The organism is Lactobacillus kullabergensis (assembly GCF_000967195.1).
Taxonomy (GTDB): domain Bacteria; phylum Bacillota; class Bacilli; order Lactobacillales; family Lactobacillaceae; genus Lactobacillus; species Lactobacillus kullabergensis.
In genome coordinates this window covers 903,810-923,226 of sequence record NZ_KQ033871.1, presented here as the reverse complement: position 1 = coordinate 923,226, position 19,417 = coordinate 903,810, and the positions used below count along the sequence as shown (strand labels likewise).

General features: G+C 35.4%; 18 protein-coding genes and 1 riboswitch. Of the genes, 1 reads left to right on the top strand and 17 read right to left on the bottom strand.

What is annotated here, in order from left to right; genetic code table 11:
• A complete protein-coding gene (locus tag JF76_RS04870; RefSeq protein ID WP_045928053.1) occupies window positions 1-1,200 on the bottom strand; it encodes a CCA tRNA nucleotidyltransferase in 1,200 nt (399 codons plus the stop codon).
• A gap of 87 nt (window positions 1,201-1,287) precedes the next feature.
• On the opposite strand from JF76_RS04870, the gene JF76_RS04865 reads away from it, so the two are divergent.
• Entirely contained in the window at window positions 1,288-2,175 is an 888-nt protein-coding gene (locus JF76_RS04865; protein WP_034979223.1) for a YitT family protein, read from the top strand.
• A gap of 112 nt (window positions 2,176-2,287) precedes the next feature.
• On the opposite strand, the gene JF76_RS04860 is transcribed toward JF76_RS04865, so the two are convergent.
• The 16 genes from JF76_RS04860 to JF76_RS04785 form a co-directional block, all read right to left on the bottom strand.
• On the bottom strand, window positions 2,288-3,541 hold the full coding sequence (locus tag JF76_RS04860) for a tetratricopeptide repeat protein (protein ID WP_045928052.1): 1,254 nt from the start codon (window positions 3,539-3,541) through the stop codon (window positions 2,288-2,290).
• 113 nt (window positions 3,542-3,654) lie between these two features.
• The gene (locus JF76_RS04855) at window positions 3,655-3,930 is read right to left on the bottom strand and encodes an HU family DNA-binding protein (protein ID WP_034979230.1); all 276 of its coding nucleotides are present in this window, start codon (window positions 3,928-3,930) and stop codon (window positions 3,655-3,657) included.
• A gap of 184 nt (window positions 3,931-4,114) precedes the next feature.
• A complete protein-coding gene (der, locus tag JF76_RS04850; RefSeq protein WP_034979233.1) occupies window positions 4,115-5,425 on the bottom strand; it encodes a ribosome biogenesis GTPase Der in 1,311 nt (436 codons plus the stop codon).
• A 59-nt stretch (window positions 5,426-5,484) separates the two neighbouring features.
• Complete coding sequence (gene rpsA, locus JF76_RS04845) at window positions 5,485-6,690, bottom strand: 30S ribosomal protein S1 (RefSeq protein ID WP_045928051.1); 1,206 nt, start codon at window positions 6,688-6,690, stop codon at window positions 5,485-5,487.
• A gap of 72 nt (window positions 6,691-6,762) precedes the next feature.
• The gene (cmk, locus tag JF76_RS04840) at window positions 6,763-7,437 is read right to left on the bottom strand and encodes a (d)CMP kinase (RefSeq protein ID WP_045928050.1); all 675 of its coding nucleotides are present in this window, start codon (window positions 7,435-7,437) and stop codon (window positions 6,763-6,765) included.
• Between the two features lie 39 nt (window positions 7,438-7,476).
• The gene (locus tag JF76_RS04835; RefSeq protein WP_045928049.1) at window positions 7,477-7,968 is read right to left on the bottom strand and encodes a LysM peptidoglycan-binding domain-containing protein; all 492 of its coding nucleotides are present in this window, start codon (window positions 7,966-7,968) and stop codon (window positions 7,477-7,479) included.
• Between the two features lie 104 nt (window positions 7,969-8,072).
• A complete protein-coding gene (locus JF76_RS04830) occupies window positions 8,073-8,759 on the bottom strand; it encodes an ECF transporter S component (RefSeq protein WP_045928940.1) in 687 nt (228 codons plus the stop codon).
• Window positions 8,760-8,841: 82 nt separating this feature from the next.
• Window positions 8,842-8,956: riboswitch (FMN riboswitch) on the bottom strand.
• A gap of 29 nt (window positions 8,957-8,985) precedes the next feature.
• A complete protein-coding gene (locus tag JF76_RS04825; protein ID WP_045928048.1) occupies window positions 8,986-9,705 on the bottom strand; it encodes a pseudouridine synthase in 720 nt (239 codons plus the stop codon).
• On the bottom strand, window positions 9,705-10,313 hold the full coding sequence (gene scpB / locus JF76_RS04820; RefSeq protein WP_045928047.1) for an SMC-Scp complex subunit ScpB: 609 nt from the start codon (window positions 10,311-10,313) through the stop codon (window positions 9,705-9,707). Before scpB ends, JF76_RS04825 begins: the two co-directional genes overlap by 1 nt.
• Window positions 10,303-11,040 carry a segregation and condensation protein A gene (locus JF76_RS04815; RefSeq protein ID WP_045928046.1) on the bottom strand — a complete coding sequence of 246 codons (738 nt, stop codon included), beginning with the start codon at window positions 11,038-11,040 and terminating at the stop codon, window positions 10,303-10,305. Before JF76_RS04815 ends, scpB begins: the two co-directional genes overlap by 11 nt.
• A complete protein-coding gene (locus tag JF76_RS04810) occupies window positions 11,037-11,396 on the bottom strand; it encodes a reductase (RefSeq protein ID WP_045928045.1) in 360 nt (119 codons plus the stop codon). The genes JF76_RS04815 and JF76_RS04810 overlap by 4 nt, the downstream gene beginning before the upstream one ends.
• 9 nt (window positions 11,397-11,405) lie before the next feature.
• Window positions 11,406-12,305 carry a site-specific tyrosine recombinase XerD gene (xerD, locus tag JF76_RS04805; protein ID WP_045928044.1) on the bottom strand — a complete coding sequence of 300 codons (900 nt, stop codon included), beginning with the start codon at window positions 12,303-12,305 and terminating at the stop codon, window positions 11,406-11,408.
• Window positions 12,298-13,185, bottom strand: a complete 888-nt coding sequence (locus JF76_RS04800) for a CvfB family protein (protein WP_045928043.1) — start codon at window positions 13,183-13,185, stop codon at window positions 12,298-12,300. The genes xerD and JF76_RS04800 overlap by 8 nt, the downstream gene beginning before the upstream one ends.
• A 162-nt stretch (window positions 13,186-13,347) precedes the next feature.
• Window positions 13,348-15,117: a pyruvate kinase gene (gene pyk, locus JF76_RS04795; protein WP_045928042.1), complete on the bottom strand. Its 1,770-nt coding sequence runs from the start codon at window positions 15,115-15,117 to the stop codon at window positions 13,348-13,350.
• 29 nt (window positions 15,118-15,146) lie between these two features.
• Window positions 15,147-16,106, bottom strand: coding sequence for a 6-phosphofructokinase (gene pfkA, locus JF76_RS04790; RefSeq protein ID WP_045928041.1), 960 nt, complete (start codon window positions 16,104-16,106; stop codon window positions 15,147-15,149).
• Window positions 16,107-16,270: 164 nt separating this feature from the next.
• Window positions 16,271-19,411, bottom strand: a complete 3,141-nt coding sequence (locus JF76_RS04785) for a DNA polymerase III subunit alpha (RefSeq protein WP_045928040.1) — start codon at window positions 19,409-19,411, stop codon at window positions 16,271-16,273.
• Window positions 19,412-19,417 lie beyond the last annotated feature (6 nt).

The following is a 19,417-nucleotide window of genomic DNA, read 5'->3' as shown; positions in this document are numbered from 1 at the left end:
TTAATTTATTTGTTGCAAATATTCCTGGATTTCATCTTCAGAATTATCTAACTCTCCTGCAATAACTTTTTGTTTAATTTGATTAAGAATTTGACCCAATTTTGGTCCAGGCTTTATGCCGTTTGTAATCAAGAATTGACCGTCAATAGCCAATTCTGACATTGACTTAATTGGCAAAGCTGTATAGCGATCAACCAATGCTTCGGAATTGACCGGCTGTCCTAAAATATGCGCCACGTCTATCGTGTTAAGCAAAATATCTTTACCGGCATTAAACAGCTCAAGATCAGAAGGCGATTTTTCAGAAATCAAATCAAACAGAGCCACAATTTTTCTGACTTTTTCTGTCATAGCATTTGAATTTTTCCAATCACGCATAAAGCGAGCTATTTGGTTATCTGAAATTTTTAGCAAAATAATAATTATAGACCAAAGACTGGTTTCCAAACTGGGGTTAAATTTTAACTTAGGATAAATTGCCAGTAAATCACTTTTACCAGCAAAATCAGGCACGCTTTCACTTAACTTAGTTTGTAAAAAGATTTTGAAGGCATCCCGAGAATTTATTCCGGTACCCATTTTGACAAATTCATCACGGATTCTTTCGACTGAAATTTTGGACAATAATTGATGTAAGTCACTTACTGCTTCTTTAGTTTGAGATTCAAGATCAAAATTAAGCTGACTCATGAAGCGGACTGCTCTCATCATACGTAAAGCATCTTCATGAAATCTTTTCATGGGATCTCCTACTGCTTTAATAAGGTGTTTTTGCAAATCCCCCAAGCCATTGAAAAGATCAATTATTTCCCCTGTTCTGTTCATTGCCAATGCATTGATAGTAAAATCACGTCTTTTTAAATCTTCAGCTAGATTTTGTACAAAAGTGACGTGATCCGGTCGGCGAAAGTCTTGATAACCCGATTCTGTTCTAAATGTGGTAATTTCATAACTAGCGCCATCATTTAAAACAGTAACAGTACCATGTTTAATTCCTGTATCAATAGTTTTTGGAAAAATTCTTTTTACTTCTGCGGGATATGCACTGGTAGCAATATCTATGTCGTGAATCGGTCTTTTTAAAATCAAATCGCGAATCGATCCTCCTACAAAATATGCTTCATAACCAGCTTGCTCTAACTGCTTGAGCACGGGAAAAGCGGCTGTAAAAATTGGTGGTAAATTGTTTATTTTTATCATTATTATCTCAACTCATTTATCTGTGTTTTTATTTTTAATTTATGGTAATTTTAAAGTATCAATTTATATAAAGAAAGTTTTATTATCATGAAAAAGATTAACAAAAGAAATATTTTTGAACTTATAATGATCATGATTGGCTGTGGAATTTATGGCTTCAGCCTTGACGTGGTCTCTGCACCAAATAGGCTTACAGATGGTGGCATTAGTGGCATTACTTTGCTTTTGAGACACTTCTGGGGCATTAACATGGGTTTGTCGTCTTTGCTATTAAATATTCCTTTGATAATTCTAGGATATCGTTTTATGGGTAAAAGACTTTTAGCCTATACTATCTGGGGAACGCTTTGGCTGTCATTTTTCTTGTGGTTCTGGCGCTTAACCCCTATTATATATCAATTGAACTTAGAACACGACCTCTTCTTATCTGCCATACTTGCTGGAACCCTTTCTGGTATTGGCCTGGGTTTAGTTTTTCGGTATAATGGCACTTCTGGTGGCACAGATATTATTGCCCGCATTATGCAAATGAAGTATGGCATGTCTTCTGGCAAAGTTTTATTGTTCTGCGACACGATTATTTTATTATCATCCTTATCATATTTAGACCTCAAGCATATTATGTATACTTTAGTAGCAGCATTTATTCTTTCTAAAGTTATGGATGCCGTCCAGCAAGGAGCCTATTCTGCACGTGGTCTGCTTATTATCTCTGATAATTATCAACAAATTGCTAAAATGATAGATTTGAAATTAGATCGTGGTTTTACTTATCTTGAAGCTCGCGGTGGTTATAAAAAAACCAAACGACCTGTAATCTATCTTGTTGTTTCACCAAGAGAAATTCCATTAGTAAAAGAACTGATTGCTGCAGAAGATCCTCATGCTTTTGTTAGCGTCATTGAAGTCCATGAAGTCTTAGGAGAGGGTTTTACTTATAAACAAAAAAGCCATCACCTTCTGATTAGAAAATGATTCTTCACATCAAACTAATTTGGTGGGAACTGATAAAAACAACGGGCTAATAAATAATAAAAATGAAGCATAAAAACTTTCTTTTTCATCAAAGTACATATTGTTTTAATCATTATAACAATTCATCATTCAATTCCTGCATCTCAGTATCCTCAGGTTCGAGTTTCAAATAAGAGTTTAATAATTCTTTGACGATATCTTTTGAGTTTGGCTCAGTATTGAAGAAACGAATCATTTGTTTTAAAAAAGCACTGTTATTTTTAAATTCAGGATAAGCCAGTAAAAATTCACTTTTGGCTTTTGCGCTCTGATCTAAATTTTGGTAAGAAAGAGCTAAATTCCAATGAGCTTGAGCTTCCAGATCTTCATCGTTAACTTTGGCAAAAAGTGCAATATTTTCATCATTTTTATTTTCTTTAACATAAAGATTAGACAATTGTATGCGTAAATCTAAACTTTCAGGAATATTTTTAATACCTTTTTTTAGCAAGTTTTCAGCAGTATCCAATTCGTTCAATTTAACTGCTGCTTGTGCACCCTTTTTGTATAAAACTGGATCTAGTTCATTGTAGGCAAGACCGGCCTGAGCAGAACGTAATTCCTGCTCATTATTGTTCTTGTGCTCGTATGCTGTAGTTAGCAAGCGGTACGCATTTACATAATCGGGACTCTGATCAATTACCTCATTTAAGTATTTAATTGCCTGATCGTCTTTATGTAAAGTTAACATTACTAATGCCGCCTGATATTTACTATCAATGTCAAGAAGATCATTGCCATTTTTGGCAATAACTTCACCGGCCTCTTCATACCGTCCTAATTTTGCAAGGGTTTGAAAAAGACGATCATTTAAATTTACTTCACTAAAAGTTTTATGTCGTTTTATCAAATCTTGATATCTGTTAAGAGCCTGTTCGTAATTACCACTGAGATAATCGAGTTCAGCCAAACCGAACTTTACAACATCCTCATCTGGGGCAATTTTTTCTGCCTCTAGCAGTTTTTTATAGGCTGTTTCAATCAACCCATTGGTTTGATAATAATCAGCTTGAACTAATAAGCTGTCAAGATAAGAGGAAGAATCAGGAGCAATATTATAAAGCAAAGTAAGACCATCTTCATCTTTACCGTCATTTAATAAAATCTCTGCTAAATATATTTTGAAAATGTCCTCTCGGGGAAAACGAGCAATTAAACTGCGATATATTTCTTTTGCCAGATCTGAAAAACCCAGTCCTACTAAATTTTCTGCCAATGAAGCTAAGATTTCAGGTTTATCCTTTTCTAAAGCTTTTTCTAATAATATTTTTTCTTGAGAAAAATCCTGCTGCTCAATTGCATCAAGAAGCTTTTCAGAGTAGCTCATTCTCATTCCTCCATTACTAACTATCTATATTACCCAACTTAATCAGTTTAAATGATAACACACAAAAAGATGATGGCGAATTAGCCACCATCTTTTTAGATAAAACTATTAAGCTATTTAACAGCTTCTTTAAGAGCCTTACCGGGTCTAAATGCTGGTACAACACTTGCTGGAATTTGAATTTCTTTGCCAGTTTGTGGATTACGTCCTTTACGGGCTGCACGCTTACGCACTTCAAAAGTTCCAAAACCAATTAATTGTACTTTCTTACCTTTAGAAAGGTCATCTTGGATAGAACTAAAAATTGCATCAACTGCTGCAGCTGCATCTTTTTTAGTTAATTTTGTCTTTGATGCAACTTCAGTGACTAATTCTGCCTTATTTGCCATTGGGAAATCACCTCCTGATACTTGAATCTTATTTTAAGATTCCTAATTAATTCCTCAATTGAGAAACAAGGAATAAATGATTATTTAAATCACTATTTCCTTGATTTCAAAATAGCACAAAACCCCTGATACAACAAGCAATTTAAACTAAAAATGTGATTTTTATGCATTTGGTAGATACAAACTATTTTCTTTTTCGTGCAATTATCTTAATGGGGGTTCCATCAAAATCAAAATTTTCACGTAGCTGATTGATCAAGAAGCGTTGATAAGAAAAGTGCATTAATTCAGGATCATTTACGAAAACTACAAATGTCGGCGGATTAGTAGATACTTGGGTCATATAATAAACTCGTAATCTCTTTCCTTTAATCATTGGTGTTGGAACCAATTTGCTTGCTTCTAATAATAAATCGTTTAATACACTGGACTTAATTCTTTGTTGTTGATTTCGATAAACTTTTTGTACTAGTTTCGGAATCTTTTCTATATTTTGACCAGTTTTAGCAGAAACAAACAAGATTGGAGCATAGTCAAGATACTGAAATTCAGTTCGAATAGTTTGTTCAAAGTCCTTGCCGCTATTACTGGTTTTTCTTGGTAAATCCCATTTATTGACCAAAATAATGATGCCTCGTCCAGCATCATGAGCATATCCTGCAACATGTTTATCTTGTTCCCTAATGCCTGTACTTGCGTCAAGTACCAAACATACAACATTAGAATGCTCAATGGCACCCATTGCTCTCATTACAGAATATTTTTCAGTTTTTTCGTAAACTTTTCCTCTACGTCTTATGCCAGCAGTATCTACAATTCTGAATTTTGTGCCATCCTGGGTTTTAAATGGAGTATCGACTGCATCTCGGGTAGTTCCTTCTTCGTTATTTACGATAACTCTTTTTTCGCCTACTAGACGATTGACAATTGAGGATTTACCTACATTTGGTCGACCAATAACACTAAATGATATTTGCTCATTATTATTCAAGCTTATGTCTTTGGGCAAGCTGGCCACTATTTGATCCAGCAAATCTCCAATACCTGTACCATGCACACTCGAAATTGGAATTGGGTCACCAAAACCTAAACTATAAAAGTCATAAATGTCCATACGTTGTTCAGGATTATCTGCTTTGTTAACCGCTAAAATTACCGGTTTTTTAGTTTGATAAAGCATCTGAGCTATCCGTTCATCGAGGTTAGTAACATGATTTGTAACATTAGTTAAAAATACGATGACGTCGGCTTCTTCAATTGCTATTTCTGCCTGTGCTCTGATTTCTTCTTCAATATTACTATCTTCCCAGGTAATTCCACCAGTATCTATTAAATCAAATTTATGACCTAACCACTCAGCTGGAGCATAATTACGATCTCTGGTAACACCGGGTTTATCTTCCACTATTGCTAAACGTTGATTAATAATACGGTTGAAAAGCGTTGATTTACCAACATTAGGCTGTCCTACAATTGCAACTACAGGTAAAACCATTTTTCAGCCTCCTTTTACAAATAAAAAAACCGACTCTAAAGTCGGCTTTTTTATTAAATTTAATGACGATCCTTTAATTGATCACCAATGATGTCACCTAAAGCAAAGCCACTGTCATCATTATTCATATACTTCTTGTTAACTGAATTGTGATTGTAAGAATTATGTGAGCGATTTCCTTCGCCATCAGAGTTCTTAGGTTCAGCAGCTTTCATAGAAAGTGAAATGCGACGTTCATTAGGGTCAATATTTAAAACTTTTACTTTAACTTTTTGACCAACTTTTAAAACATCACTAGGCTTGTCTACGTGTTTATATGATATTTCTGAAACATGAACTAAACCTTGAATACCATCAGCAACTTCAACAAAAGCTCCGAAGTTAGTTAAAGACTTAACTTCACCTTCAAATACATCGCCTTCGTGTAAGTCAGCTGTAGCTTGTTCGAATGGAGAAGGTTCAGTTTGCTTAATGGAAAGGGAGATGCGATGTCTATCATCATCAATACCAATTACTTTAACTTTTACATCTTGACCTGCCTTTAAAACATCACTTGGCTTGTCAACATGCTTATATGAAATCTCGGAGATATGAACTAATCCGTCCACACCACCTACATCAACAAAAGCACCAAAGTTAGTCAGACGAGAAACCTTACCTTCAACAACGTCACCCACAACTAATTGTGATGCAACATTATCAAAAGCTTCTTCACGTTCTTCTTCAATTAAGTCTTTGTGAGAAAGGATTAAACGGTTCTTACTTGGATCAATCTCTGTAATCTTGAGTTTCATCGTTTTACCAATAAATGGCTTAAGGTCTGAAACATAACGATTTGAAATCAATGAAGCAGGTAGAAATCCTCTTGTACCCACATCAACTAATAAACCGCCACGAACTGAAGAAGTGACTGTACCTTCAATTGTCTTGCCTTCTTCAAAGTCTTTTTGCAATTCATCGTAAGCTTCTCTTTCCTTTAAGCGGGTAACTGAGAAGAAGAATTCTCCGTTTTCTTTGTCACCGCCAGCTTTTCTCAAAACCAAAGCTTTGAGCTTATCTCCAGGCTTAACTGCTTCACGTAGGTCAACGTTGCGATCCGAAGTGTATTCACGACGAGGAATTACACCTTCAATACCGGCATTTTCAACACCAACATCGATTTGACCTTCTTCAACGTCTAATACTTCAACATCTACAATATCTCCGACCTCAACTCCTTGCATTTGCTTTAATGCATCTAAAAATTGATTACTGTTTTCTGACATTATTTACCTCCCAATATCATACTCTAATTTTAAATGAAAGTTTGATATTTTTCTACTGTTTTATACCCTTTTTTATAGTTTTTTTTGACTTTTTTTAATTTCTGATAAAATTGCATTTACCACTTGATCAACACTCATAGAAGTAGTGTCTATTTCAATAGCATCTTGTGCCTTTTTTAATGGTGAAATTTTTCGGTGTGAGTCCTTATAATCTCTTTCTGAAATATCGTGCTCAATTTCTTCAAGAGACTGATTAGTTTTAATCCCTCTTTCTTTAAAATCTAGCATTCTTCTTTCAGCGCGAGAATGAACTGAAGCAACCAAAAATATCTTTACTGCAGCGTTGGGCAAAACCGTAGTTCCAATATCACGTCCATCCATCACAACGTCCATTTTGCCGGCCATTTGCCTTTGCAGACTGACCATTTTTTCCCTGATTCCGGCTAATGCCGAAACTTGAGAAACATTGGCAGAAATATCAGGAGTACGTATTGCCTGAGTAATATCTTTATTACCAGCATATATTTTTTGCTGACCATTTTTAAATTTAAATTCAATTTTTTCATGATCAATGGCAGTTAAAATACCTTTTTCATTGCCGTAATCAATGTTATTTTCTCGTGCAATCCAAGTCGAAGCCCGATACATTGCCCCCGTATCAATATATGTAAAATTAAGCTTATGGGCGATAATTTTTGCTACAGTACTTTTTCCAGCTGAAGCTGGACCATCAATTGCTATTTGCATTCCAATAAAAAAGGGACTTAAGTCCCTGTCCTTTCTAAATTATCTAATTCGTAAAGTTTGTCCTGTATCCACCTGACTATTGGGATCAAGTTGATTCAACTCTGCCAATTGGCCAACTGAAATGTTAAAATGGCGGGCAATACTAGTTAAGGAATCCCCTTCTTGTACGACATATTGTTTAATCACAACATGTTTCTTTTTAGGCTTTTTTGGAGTTTTTTTAGATGATTTTGTCTTTGGTTTAGCCTTGTCTTTAGTTTCTTTACTTTTTACAGGCTGAACCGTAGCCTTTTTATTAGTATCTTTTTTCTTAGTATTTTCTTTTCTGGCAGCTTTACGTACTTCAACTGCTTTTTCATTTGAACCATTGTTTGATGCCAAGTTATGAACCACAGGAACAAGACCGATAAGAATAACTACAATCAGAATTATCAAAGCAATCCAGCCTTTTGATACGGAAGAATAAGTTTCTACTCTCGGCTTTTTTGGACGCTTATAATGCTGATATGGTTCTTTTGAGTTATTATTCATCTGAAAAACCTCCTTACCTAACCTGTTTAATTTTAGCATATTTAACATTTAAGTGGACAAAAAAATCGGTCATTTACTAGACCGATTTACAATATTTTTAAGATTTAATTTTTAAGATTAAAATTTTTCCTTACAAAAGGTTTAAAAGTTCTCAGAACAGTTTCAAATAGTAAATAAACTACGACGCCATTGATTGTTCCTTTTAACAAGTTAAATGGAACTATAATGCCAAAAATATATGCACTCATTGATGGAATGTGTAGCAGTTTACCCAAGTAAACCTTTTCAGTAAAAGAAAGTAAACCAGAATATCCATGTATTGTCGGCAAATTAGGTACAGTGGTAACCGCATAAAAAGGCGTTAAAACCAACACATTCAGTACAGAAAGTACAAATGCCATAGCTATAATACCGAGAACAATCCCCAAAATTGGTTTTAAATATTTTTTAGAAAAATTTTTCTCATTCTTGCTAATATTCTTTGTTAAATAATAAAATGGTAAAGCAAAAGATATTGAAGCTAAAAAAGCTGCTGATTGTCCTACCAAACTAGGTAAAGCAAAGCCTTTGTATATTAAATTGATCAGCATTCTGACAAAAGCGATAAAGATACCAGGTCCGGGCCCGAATAAAAATGTCCCAATTGTAATTACTACATCCGAGAAGTCAAATTTTAGAAAACTAGTTATTGGCAATGGTATCTCCAAAAGCATTAATACATAGGCAATTGTACCAATTAAAGTATAAGCCAAAATATTAACTAAATTATTTCTGCTTTTTTTTTGCAAAATTCTTACCTCCAAAAAAACTCGGTCTGTTGCTTCTAGCAACAGACCGAGTAAAAGTAAGCTTAAGATCTTGGCTTTTAGTTTAGTCTGTCTTCTTTCATCTAGACTCTAACTATCGGTATCTCAATAGATTCCACCACTTGCGTGGGTCGTGGACTTACACCACCGGTCGGGACTTTCACCCTGCCATGAAGACAACAAACTTATTTATCAAATTTCACATACTATACTAATCTACGTTTTTTAATCTGTCAACTTCTTCATGAGACAATTCTCGGTACGTTCCTGAAATGAGAGAATCAAGTGTAAGAAAAGCGTATTTCTCGCGTGCTAATTTTTTCACATGGTGGTGAACTGCCTTGAACATTCTTTTTACTTGATGATATTGACCTTCATGAATTGTCAATTGCACTATTTGATTGTCCTTTTTACGATCAGTCCTAATAACCTTAACTTTTGCAGGAGCACAGCGATGTCGATCAATTTTGACTCCATGCTTCAGCTGACTGATTTCATCTAGGGTAAGGATTCCAGAAATCTTGGCAACATAAACCTTGGCTACATTGTTTCGCGGATGCATCAATAAATTGGCCAGTTCACCATCATTAGTCATTAAAAGTAATCCAGAAGTATCATAGTCTAGTCTGCCGATTGGATATAGTCGATAAGGCAAATCTTTAAAATAATCGACAACTGTTTTTCTCCCCTTATCATCATTTGCAGTTGAGACCACTCCTCTAGGCTTGTAAAAGAGATAAGTATGCAAACTTTCTCTTTCAATGGGTTCACCATCAACCGTAATATTACTAAAAGTATCCACTTTAGTACCAAGTTTAGTTACTACATTGCCATCAACAGTGACTCGACCTGCAGAAATCATTTTTTCAGCTTTGCGCCTGGAAGCAATTCCCGCTTCAGCAATTACCTTTTGCAACCGTTCTAAAACCATTATTTTGCTCCTTTTTGAGTTTTTGCAATATTTTTATCAGCTTGTCCTTTAGCTGCAAACAAATCTATTTCACCTTCACTATTAATGCTATCATCTTCGAAATCTTCTATTAATGGTAAATCAGCCAGACTTTGGTACCCAAAGTATTGCAAAAAATACTCACTTGTTACATATAAATTAGGATGACCCGGCGCATCTTTTTTTCCATTAATTTTAACTAATCCACGCCAGATTAATGTTTGCAGAGCCCCAGATGAATTTACGCCTCTGATGTCATCTATTTCTACACGTGTAATTGGTTGCCGATAAGCAATAATAGATAGTATTTCCAATGCCGATTGACTTAAGCTCTTTGATAAATCTTTTTGAAAAAAATTTTCGATTGTTTTACTAACTTCTGGTCTAGTTGTCAATTTGTAAACATCATTAAGATGTTGTATTTGTAATCCTGAATCAGGATTTTTTTGTAATTTTTCTCGTAAATTTTTGCTTATTTCTCGCAATGCAGGTTTGCCAACCTGCAAAAGTTCGCATAAGTTGCTGCTTTCAATGCCATTATCGCCGGCAACATATAATAACGCTTCTAACTGCGCCATTTTACTTATCATTACTACCAACTCTTTCCAAGTTCAGGTCACCAAACATCCTCTTTTGTTTTACCCGAATTTCCTGTTTTTTACAAAGTTCAAGCAGTGCAAGGAACAAACCAATAACATCAGATAAAGTTTTCATTTTTTGACAACAGGCAAAAAAACTTAACCGCTTGTTTCGTGCCAATTCCTCTTGCAAGAAAGTACTCATTTCTTTGACGGAAGTTTCCTTTACTTCAACTGAAACAATATCAGGCTGTCTGATTTTCAGTCTTTGTAAAATAATAATAAAAGTATTAGCTAATTCAGTAGAAGTAATTTGTCCTTTTGGCAAAGGCTGAATTTTTTTGCTTTCTGGAGCACTTTCCTCTTTAGCAGCAGTAATTGGGACTTCCTCATTGCGCTTTTTGAAGTATGCTGAAACTTTTTTAAAAACCGAGTAAGTAATAAGCTGCTGTACTAATTCATCTCTTGGATCCTCTTGTTCATCATTTTCTTCAGTAAAATCATTTTGCGGAAGAAGAGATTGAGACTTAATTCGCAAAAGCATCGATGACATAACAAAATATTCTCCTGCAATTTTCAAATTAAGTTTTTGCATTTGGTGCAAATAAGCTAGATATTGGCTTGTAATCTGAGCTATTGGAATGTCATAAATATCAATTTTTTGCACTTTTATTAAATGCAATAGCAGATCCAAAGGGCCTTCAAAGTTAGGCAGTTCAAGGGTAAGGTTATCACTCATTTTTCTGTATCCTTTTTTAGATACTTAATTAAATAAATATATTCAGGAACAGCCGTAATAACTTTGCTGGGATTATTTTGTGCCAACTCTTGAACGGCTCTAGCTTCGTACTTAACTTTACGATAATCAGGAGCAAAAGAAATATAACGAATGATTACAAAATGTTTACTTGATTGTGTACCTATTACCCCTATAAAATTAGGAGCCTTGGAACGATAGAGATATAAGCAAAACTCAGCACTACTTTTATTTAATTGAATTTCATCCTTGAGATTAGCCAGATTTTTAAAATCAGATAGATAAGATAATAAGCCCATAGCTACCTTTTCTTTATCATTTTTACATTCAATTAGCATTTAACCACCTTATGTTCGAGGATGCGTTTTTTCGTAAACTTGTAAAATATGTTTTTGGGACAAATTTGTATAAATTTGAGTTGTACTAATATCTGAATGTCCCAAAATTTCTTGGACAACACGTAAATCTGCCCCATTTTCCAATAAATGTGTTGCAAAAGTATGTCTTAAAGTATGTGGAGTAACATTTTTCTGAATACCTGCCATTTTACAATAATGCTTAATAATTTGCCAAACTGCTTGTCTTGTCAAAGAGCCTCCCCTGCTATTAAGAAAAATGAAATCAGTATTTTTGCCAATTTTTAATATTAAAGGATCGCGAACTTTTTCCTTATAGCTGTCTATCCAACTTAAAGCTACTTCGCTAATTGGAATTAATCGCTCTTTTGATCCCTTGCCAAAAACTTTAACCAGTTTCAGTTCTTCATGCAAATCAGTAAATTTGAGATTAATTAATTCGCTTACTCTAATCCCAGTTGCATACAAAGTTTCAAGTAAGGCTCTATCACGTAAACCTAATTTCTTTTTTGTATCAGGTTGCTCAAGCAAATTATTAACTTCATTAACTGTCAAAGCGACTGGCAAAGTACGCCGCTTTTTAGGCGAATCTATTTCAAGCATTGGATTGAGTTTTTGAATATTCTGTCTTACTAGCCACTGGTAGAACTTACGCAAACTGGTAATTAAGCGGCTAATAGAACTTGTGGCCTTTTTTTGATCGCGTTGTTCTGCCAAAAAAGCATCGATGTCAACAGCTTGAGTAGGCCAGGAAGTTAAATTTTCCTTTTGGAGAAAACATACAAATGAAGTTAGATCCTGCCTGTATGCTGTAATTGTGTTATTACTCAGGCCACGTTCAACCTGACTATATCTTAAATAATCTTCAACTTGTTCTGATAAATTAGTCATTTTGGGCATCTTCTGGATCTTTTAATAATGAGATGGAACCAGCTTCTTTGTCTTCTTTTATGTATTTAGCTTTAAGTAAGTGTCCTAAAGCTCTCTTAAAGGCCGATTTGGAGATACCAAAATAATTTTTAATCTCCTGTGCGTCAGATTTATCGTAAAAAGGCAAAGTCTTATCTTTCTTCCTGCGCAAACTCATTAAAATCATTTGTGCATCATCATCAATTTCTTCAAAAGCTCGTGGCAGAGTACTCAAATTCAAGCGACCATATTGGCTAATACCAACCACCCTACCTTTGAACTGCTCACCCAAACGCAAGGGACGTGCCATTTGTGATGGATGAACAAAACCTAAATAATACTCTTTGGTGATTATAAATGCACCTACTTCACGGGCAGAATATACAGTACCAAAAATATCTTTATTCTTCATATCACTAGGAAAATGAGCTGCCAACTGTTCAAAAATATTCTCATCCGCCAGTTTTGCCCAAATACGATTTTTTTCATCTGTTTCAAGATGAACCAAAAGCTGATCTTCAGGTTGGGGCCAACGCTCTTTGTCATAAGGCAAGTCGTCCATTGAAATTACAACATCTTTATCTGGCAAGCCAATATCGACAAAAACACCTAAATTATATTTTACTTCGGTAACTTTGCTCCAGCCATATTGGTCTTTTTGAGCAAAAGGTAAAAACTGCGTCATTTCACGATTATGCTGCTTATCATCGTATAAAAATCCCTTGATTTGATCTCCGAGCTGTGGCTTTTCTTCCTGTGTTATTTCTTTTCTTTTAAGTTCATAAGTAATGCCGTCGATTTGAACAAAAAAAGATTCTTCGTTTTGGTCTATTATTTTTCCAGTTGCAATTGTGCCAAGCATGATTTTTCTCCTACATCTAGAATGGGATCTGATAACAAGTATATCATTTTAAAGGAACAAATTGACATTAGTCAATCTAAATTTACCATTCGTTTGCCTAAATTTTAAAACAAACAAAAATAGCCAGTAACAATCACTGGCTATTTTGATTCTTGCTTTTAATTAAAGATTTGAAACTTCGCCTTGATAAATAGCACCACGACGAGCATCAACAGTAATAGTAATACCGCTGCCAATCTTTTCTGTTGCATCAGTAACTCCAACTACAACCGGAATTCCTAATGACAAACCAACAACAGCAGCGTGTGAAGTCAAACCTGATGCTTCCACAACTAAGCCTGAAACCTTCTTAATTGCAGGCATGTAATCAGGATCAGTGGTTCTGGCAACCATGATATCTCCCTCTTTAACCTTGCTAATAGCTTCTTCAGCACTGTTAACAACAACTGTTTTACCAACAACAGAGCCATTACCAACGCCAAGTCCCTGAGCTAGCTTGCTGCCGATAATCTGTAGTTTCATCAAATTGGTTGTACCTGAGTCACCAACAGGAACACCAGCAACAATGATTACTAAATCACCATCTTGAACATAACCTTGTTCTTTAGCAACTTTAGCTGCTACTTCGAACATGTCATCAGTAGAAGCAGGTTTTTCAGTAAGCAAAGGTTGAACACCCCAAGAAATGCCAAGTGAGTGTTGGATCTTCTCGTCAAAAGTTAAAGCTAAAATGTTAGCATTTGGACGGTACTTGGAAATCATTCTTGCAGTATAACCGGAATTAGTTGCAGTAATAATGGTTTTAACACCTAATTCTTGTGCAGTCCGCACAACTGATTCACCAATAGCTTCAGTAACGTTTGAACCCTTGTATTCTTCAAATCTTTGCAGAGCTAGAGTGTTACGTTTAAGAAGTTCTTGTTCAGTTCTTTCATCAATTTCAGCCATTGCTGAAACAGCTTTAACTGGGTACAAACCATTAGCTGATTCACCAGAAAGCATAGTCGCATCAGTACCATCGAGAACGGCATTAGCAACATCGGAAACCTCAGCACGAGTTGGACGAGGATTTTCTTGCATTGAGTCAAGCATTTGAGTAGCAGTAATGACAGGCTTACCAAGTGCGTTTGCCCTCTTGATTAAATCTTTTTGAACAAATGGCACATCAATAAACGGAATTTCAACACCCATGTCACCACGGGCAACCATTAAACCATCTGAAACTTGTAAGATTTCATCTGCATTATCAATACCTTCTTGTGATTCAATCTTAGGATAAATCTTAACATAATCACAGCCAGCATCTTCACAAAGCTTACGAATATCAAGAATGTCTTGCGCCTTACGTGCAAACGAAGCAAAGATAAAGTTAATGCCATGAGCTAAACCAAACTTGATGTCATCAGTGTCTTTTTCAGTAATTCCTGGGAGGCGAATTTCGACGCCAGGTGCATTAACACCCTTCTTAGAACCGATAACACCCGTATTTTGAGCTTCACAAACTAATTCTTTCTTTTCTTCGTCTTTTTCTTTAATTAATAAGTCAACTAAACCATCATCAATTAAAACGTGACCACCAACGTGAGTATCACCATAAAGACCTTCGTAAGTAACGTGAATCATGTCCTTGTTACCAGGCTTAGAATCATCCATCGACACACGAATTTGGTCTCCAGTATTAATGGTAAACTTGCCACCTTCTTGATCAGTGGTTCTAATCTCAGCACCTTTGGTATCCAATGCAATACCAAGTACTAAGCCAGTTTCTTTTTCAACTTGACGAACCATTTTCATTCGTGAAAGATGCTCAGCATGGTCACCATGTGAAAAGTTGAAACGAAATACATTTACGCCTGACTTAGCCAAAGCTGTAATAGTTTCAATATCATTTGAAGCTGGCCCTAAGGTACTAACAATTTTAGTTTTCTTCATTATTTAAAAATCTCCCCAAAATCGACTAATTATTTAGTCATTTCTTCATTAATATCAATTAACGATTCTTCACTTGCATGCTTTTCATCAAAAAGATCAAGAATATCATGGGTTTCTAATTGTCCATTCTCCATGCCGACAGCTAAACCGCCTTTACCATCAAGAAGTAACTTAACCGCATAATTTCCCATCTTTGTAGCATTAATCCTATCGGTAACCGTTGGTGCACCACCGCGCTGCATATGACCAATTACATTAGCCCTGCAATCGAATTCGCCATATTTTAGAAGTTCTGTTCTAAAATCAGCGGCATCCATGACACCTTCAGCCAATATGATAATACCATTATCTTTGCCATCTTTAAAACCGCGCTTTAATCTTTCAGCAATTGCTTTAATGTCATAACTTCTTTCTGGAACAACAATTGCATCAGCACCACTTGCCAAACCAACACGCATAGCAATGTCGCCACAATTACGACCCATAACATTAACGACAAAAACACGATGATGACTGCTGGCAGTATCACGAATTCTATCAATGGCTTGCATTGCCGTATTGCAGGCAGTATCAAGTCCAATAGTATACTCAGTGTATGGAATATCATTATCAATTGTTCCTGGCAAACCAATAGAATTAATCCCTAAACGAGTTAATGCCAGTGCACCATGATAAGAACCATCACCACCGATAACAATTACAGTATCAATATCATGCTTCTTTAATTGTTCAACCCCTTTTTCTTGCACTTCTTTTTGTGCAAACTCAGGGTAACGGGCACTATAAAGAAAAGTACCGCCCATGTTGATCATATGATCAACATTTTCAGCAGTCAAAGTAACAAAGTCACCTGCTACAAGCCCGGCATAACCATAACGAATACCAACAACGCCAAGTCCGTGATGAATAGCAGTTTTGGTAACAGCCCTAACAGCTGCATTCATGCCAGGAGCATCGCCACCGCTCGTTAAAATTCCAATTCGCTTCATGAATTCACCTCATCAAGATTTATTGTGTAATTTCTCACATCCACTAAATTTTAACATTCTTTCACGAAAAAATCTCACAAAAAATGATTAAAGTTCTTGATTTGACAGTCTTTTTCGATGTTAGCGTTAACATCAGCAATTTGTTCACGCTTACTCAAATAACTCTACTCTTTTAAATTTACAACTTTTAAATTAGTTAAAATATATTGTTTTTTACTTGAGTCGAAACGATCATTCTGAACTTTAACGCCTAATAAATAAATATTACCCTCCTTTAAATTCGATTGAATTTTATCATAAACATTAGGGAAAATTACAATATCCTGCTTACTGGTGGTATCAGCAAAACTGCCAAAAGCCATTGTTTGACCCTTTTTGGTCCTCACAAGTTTTAATGACATAAGTTTGCCGACAGCTATTCCACCTTCATGAATTTGAAACTCATTTAATGATTTAGCATTAAACTTCTGAGCATATTTTTGAACGGTAATTAATGGAGAAGTGAGTGTAGAAAAGCCTAAAGTTTTTTCTTCCATCAAAGCCATTTCTTGTTTGCTAGGTTCTTTAGCGGGCTTAATGGGAACACCACCTAGCCCTTCTGATAAAGCGAGATTTTCCCCAGTCAATTTAACATTTTCAATTATTTCAGGACAATTCTGTAATAATTCGTTCCGATTTTTGTTAAGCTGGTCAAAACATCCCGATTTAATTAAAGATTCAACCACATTCGTAATGCTATTAGCTTTAATAAATTTGACATCAATCTGACGTAAAAAATTGCTAAGAGAATCAAAAGATTTCGCTTGACGCTTTGCAATTATTTCTTTAAGAAAATCTATTCTAACCCCTTTAATTGCTCGTAGACCAACCAAAATCCGCCCATCAATTACCTGATAAGCTAAATCACTTTTGTTAATGTCAGGTGGCAAAATTTTTACACCATCCTCTTGAGCGCGCATTATATATTCATTCGCCTTATTTTGATTGCCAATATTAGAATTAAGCATAGAGGCATAAAATTCAGCTGGATAATGAACTTGTAAGTATGCGAGCCAAAATGCGATCATCGTATAAGCAACAGCATGTGAACGGTTGAAACCATAATTGGCAAATTGCTCAATATAGTCATATACACGGGTCGCAACCTGAACAGTCCTGCCGTTTTTTACTGCACCGTTGATAAATTTAGATTTTTCCTGTTCAATAACCTTTTGATCTTTTTTTGACATTGCTCTGCGTAAAATGTCGGCTTCTCCTAAAGAAAAGCCAGCCAGAACTCGTGCAGTTTGCATAACTTGTTCTTGGTAAACCAAAACACCATATGTTGAAGACAAAATTGGTTTTAAGCTGGGATCAGGGTATGTGACTTTCTGTATGCCTTTCTTGCGTGCAATAAAAGTTTTGATATTCTGCATTGGACCTGGACGATAAAGTGCATTGACTGCTACCAAATCTTCAAAATTATCTGGATGCAATTCACGCAGAACATTGCGAATTCCACCTGATTCAAATTGAAAGACGAGTTCCGTCTCACCCTTTTGAAAAATACTTAAAGTAGCCGGATCATCTAGGGGGATCTGATTAACATCGATCTTTTTTCCTTGCTCGCGAATCATTTTCTCCGTATCACCAAGAATAGTTAAATTTCTTAAGCCTAAAAAATCTATCTTTAATAATCCTAGTGATTCTACATATTTTTTTGTTTGCTGAGTTATCGGTATTCCCAATTGTCCTGATTGCAAGCCGGCAATGGCAGCAATAGAATTATCGCTAAGAACTAAACCAGCAGCATGGATTGAATAGTGGCGTGGCAGGCCTTCTAATCCACTTGCCGTTTCATAAAGCAACTTGTTCATGTCATTTGCATTCACCAGCATTTGCATTTTTTTGGATTCTTTATAAGCCTGAGCCAGACTTATTTTGCCTTTTGCGAAAGGTACGCTTTTAGACCACTCACTTAATTGCATTTCTTGAAGACCAAATACTCTGCCAGTATCACGCAAAACTTGCTTAGCTGCCAAAGTCCCAAATGTGAGAATCTGAGCAGCATGATCCATGCCGTATTTATTAAACATATATTTTATGACATCATCACGACGATTATCTGGTATATCCAAATCAATATCTGGCATTTCGTGTCTGGCAGGATTTAAAAAACGCTCAAATAGCAAGTTATATTTAATTGGATCAACCTCAGTGATATTTAAAGAATAGGAAACTAACGAGCCACAAGCTGATCCTCTGCCGGGGCCCATAGCAATTCCAACTCGATGGCAATAGTTTACAACATCCCAAACAATCAAAAAGTAATCGTTAAAGCCCATTTGATCTATTACTTGTAATTCATAATTTAGCTGTTTTTGATAATCAGAGGGAACTTTACGTTGACCAAAACGATTTTGTAAACCCTTTTTAGCCAAAAATTGCAGAAAATCCTTGGAAGTTGAATATTGATCCTGCTTATATTTCGGCAAAACTGGAGTTTGAAATATAATTTTAGCATTGCATATAGAAGCGATTTTTTCTGTGTTTTCTAAAGCCTCATCTAAACCCAGTTTATGGTAGCGTTCGCTCAATTCCTCAATAGAAGGCAAATAATGAGAACCAGATTGTTTAGCTAAATCTGTGATATCTTCCAAAACCTCACCTTTTTTTATAGCTTGTAAAGTTTTACGTAAAAACTGATCGCGAGGTTTTAAATAACAGGTATCTTCAACGCTAACTAATGGTAAATCAAACTGTTTTGATAACGTTCTGACATATTGTATATAATTTTTTTGCTTTTCACTGCCATAAACTCCTATATATAAGGAACTAGATTTAGGTATTATGCTAATTAAATGACGCAAAAAATCTGTTCCTAAACTTTCATTCTGCATCTGCAAGTTTAATAACTCACTATGCAAATTTGCCGGTATAATAAATATCAAATCATTTAAATCCTTGGTCAAATCCGCAATAGTTAAAATTTTTTGCTTATTACTGTTGTCTGTCAAAAGGTTAATTCTACTTGATAAACGCAAGATATTTCGATAACCCTCATCAGTCTTTGCTAAAGCGATAAGATCATATTGGTGAGCACTGTCAATTAATCCACTTAGCCTTAATTGCATCCCTAAAAGTGGTTTAATCCCAACTTTTTGGGCCATTTCAAAAAAATTAACTAATCCATAGGTTACGTTAATATCAGTTAAGCCTACAGCTTCATAACCTAATTCCTTTGCAGTAGTCAGCAAATCTTTGATTTTTATCGGACTGTCTAAAAGGGTAAAAGAGCTAAGGTTTTGCAATGCAGCGTATTTCATATTCAG

Excerpts from the sequence above, each read along its gene's own strand:
- JF76_RS04825 (WP_045928048.1), bottom strand. The coding sequence starts at position 9,705 with ATGGTTTTAGAACGGTTGCAAAAGGTAATTGCTGAAGCGGGAATTGCT.
- JF76_RS04865 (WP_034979223.1), top strand. The coding sequence starts at position 1,288 with ATGAAAAAGATTAACAAAAGAAATATTTTTGAACTTATAATGATCATG.
- scpB (WP_045928047.1), bottom strand. The coding sequence starts at position 10,313 with ATGATAAGTAAAATGGCGCAGTTAGAAGCGTTATTATATGTTGCCGGC.
- pyk (WP_045928042.1), bottom strand. The coding sequence starts at position 15,117 with ATGAAGAAAACTAAAATTGTTAGTACCTTAGGGCCAGCTTCAAATGAT.
- JF76_RS04810 (WP_045928045.1), bottom strand. The coding sequence starts at position 11,396 with ATGCTAATTGAATGTAAAAATGATAAAGAAAAGGTAGCTATGGGCTTA.
- JF76_RS04870 (WP_045928053.1), bottom strand. The coding sequence starts at position 1,200 with ATGATAAAAATAAACAATTTACCACCAATTTTTACAGCCGCTTTTCCC.
- JF76_RS04785 (WP_045928040.1), bottom strand. The coding sequence starts at position 19,411 with ATGAAATACGCTGCATTGCAAAACCTTAGCTCTTTTACCCTTTTAGAC.
- JF76_RS04815 (WP_045928046.1), bottom strand. The coding sequence starts at position 11,040 with ATGAGTGATAACCTTACCCTTGAACTGCCTAACTTTGAAGGCCCTTTG.
- pfkA (WP_045928041.1), bottom strand. The coding sequence starts at position 16,106 with ATGAAGCGAATTGGAATTTTAACGAGCGGTGGCGATGCTCCTGGCATG.
- JF76_RS04855 (WP_034979230.1), bottom strand. The coding sequence starts at position 3,930 with ATGGCAAATAAGGCAGAATTAGTCACTGAAGTTGCATCAAAGACAAAA.
- JF76_RS04800 (WP_045928043.1), bottom strand. The coding sequence starts at position 13,185 with ATGCTTGGCACAATTGCAACTGGAAAAATAATAGACCAAAACGAAGAA.
- xerD (WP_045928044.1), bottom strand. The coding sequence starts at position 12,305 with ATGACTAATTTATCAGAACAAGTTGAAGATTATTTAAGATATAGTCAG.
- JF76_RS04835 (WP_045928049.1), bottom strand. The coding sequence starts at position 7,968 with ATGAATAATAACTCAAAAGAACCATATCAGCATTATAAGCGTCCAAAA.
- JF76_RS04860 (WP_045928052.1), bottom strand. The coding sequence starts at position 3,541 with ATGAGCTACTCTGAAAAGCTTCTTGATGCAATTGAGCAGCAGGATTTT.
- cmk (WP_045928050.1), bottom strand. The coding sequence starts at position 7,437 with ATGCAAATAGCAATTGATGGTCCAGCTTCAGCTGGAAAAAGTACTGTA.
- rpsA (WP_045928051.1), bottom strand. The coding sequence starts at position 6,690 with ATGTCAGAAAACAGTAATCAATTTTTAGATGCATTAAAGCAAATGCAA.
- der (WP_034979233.1), bottom strand. The coding sequence starts at position 5,425 with ATGGTTTTACCTGTAGTTGCAATTGTAGGACAGCCTAATGTTGGTAAA.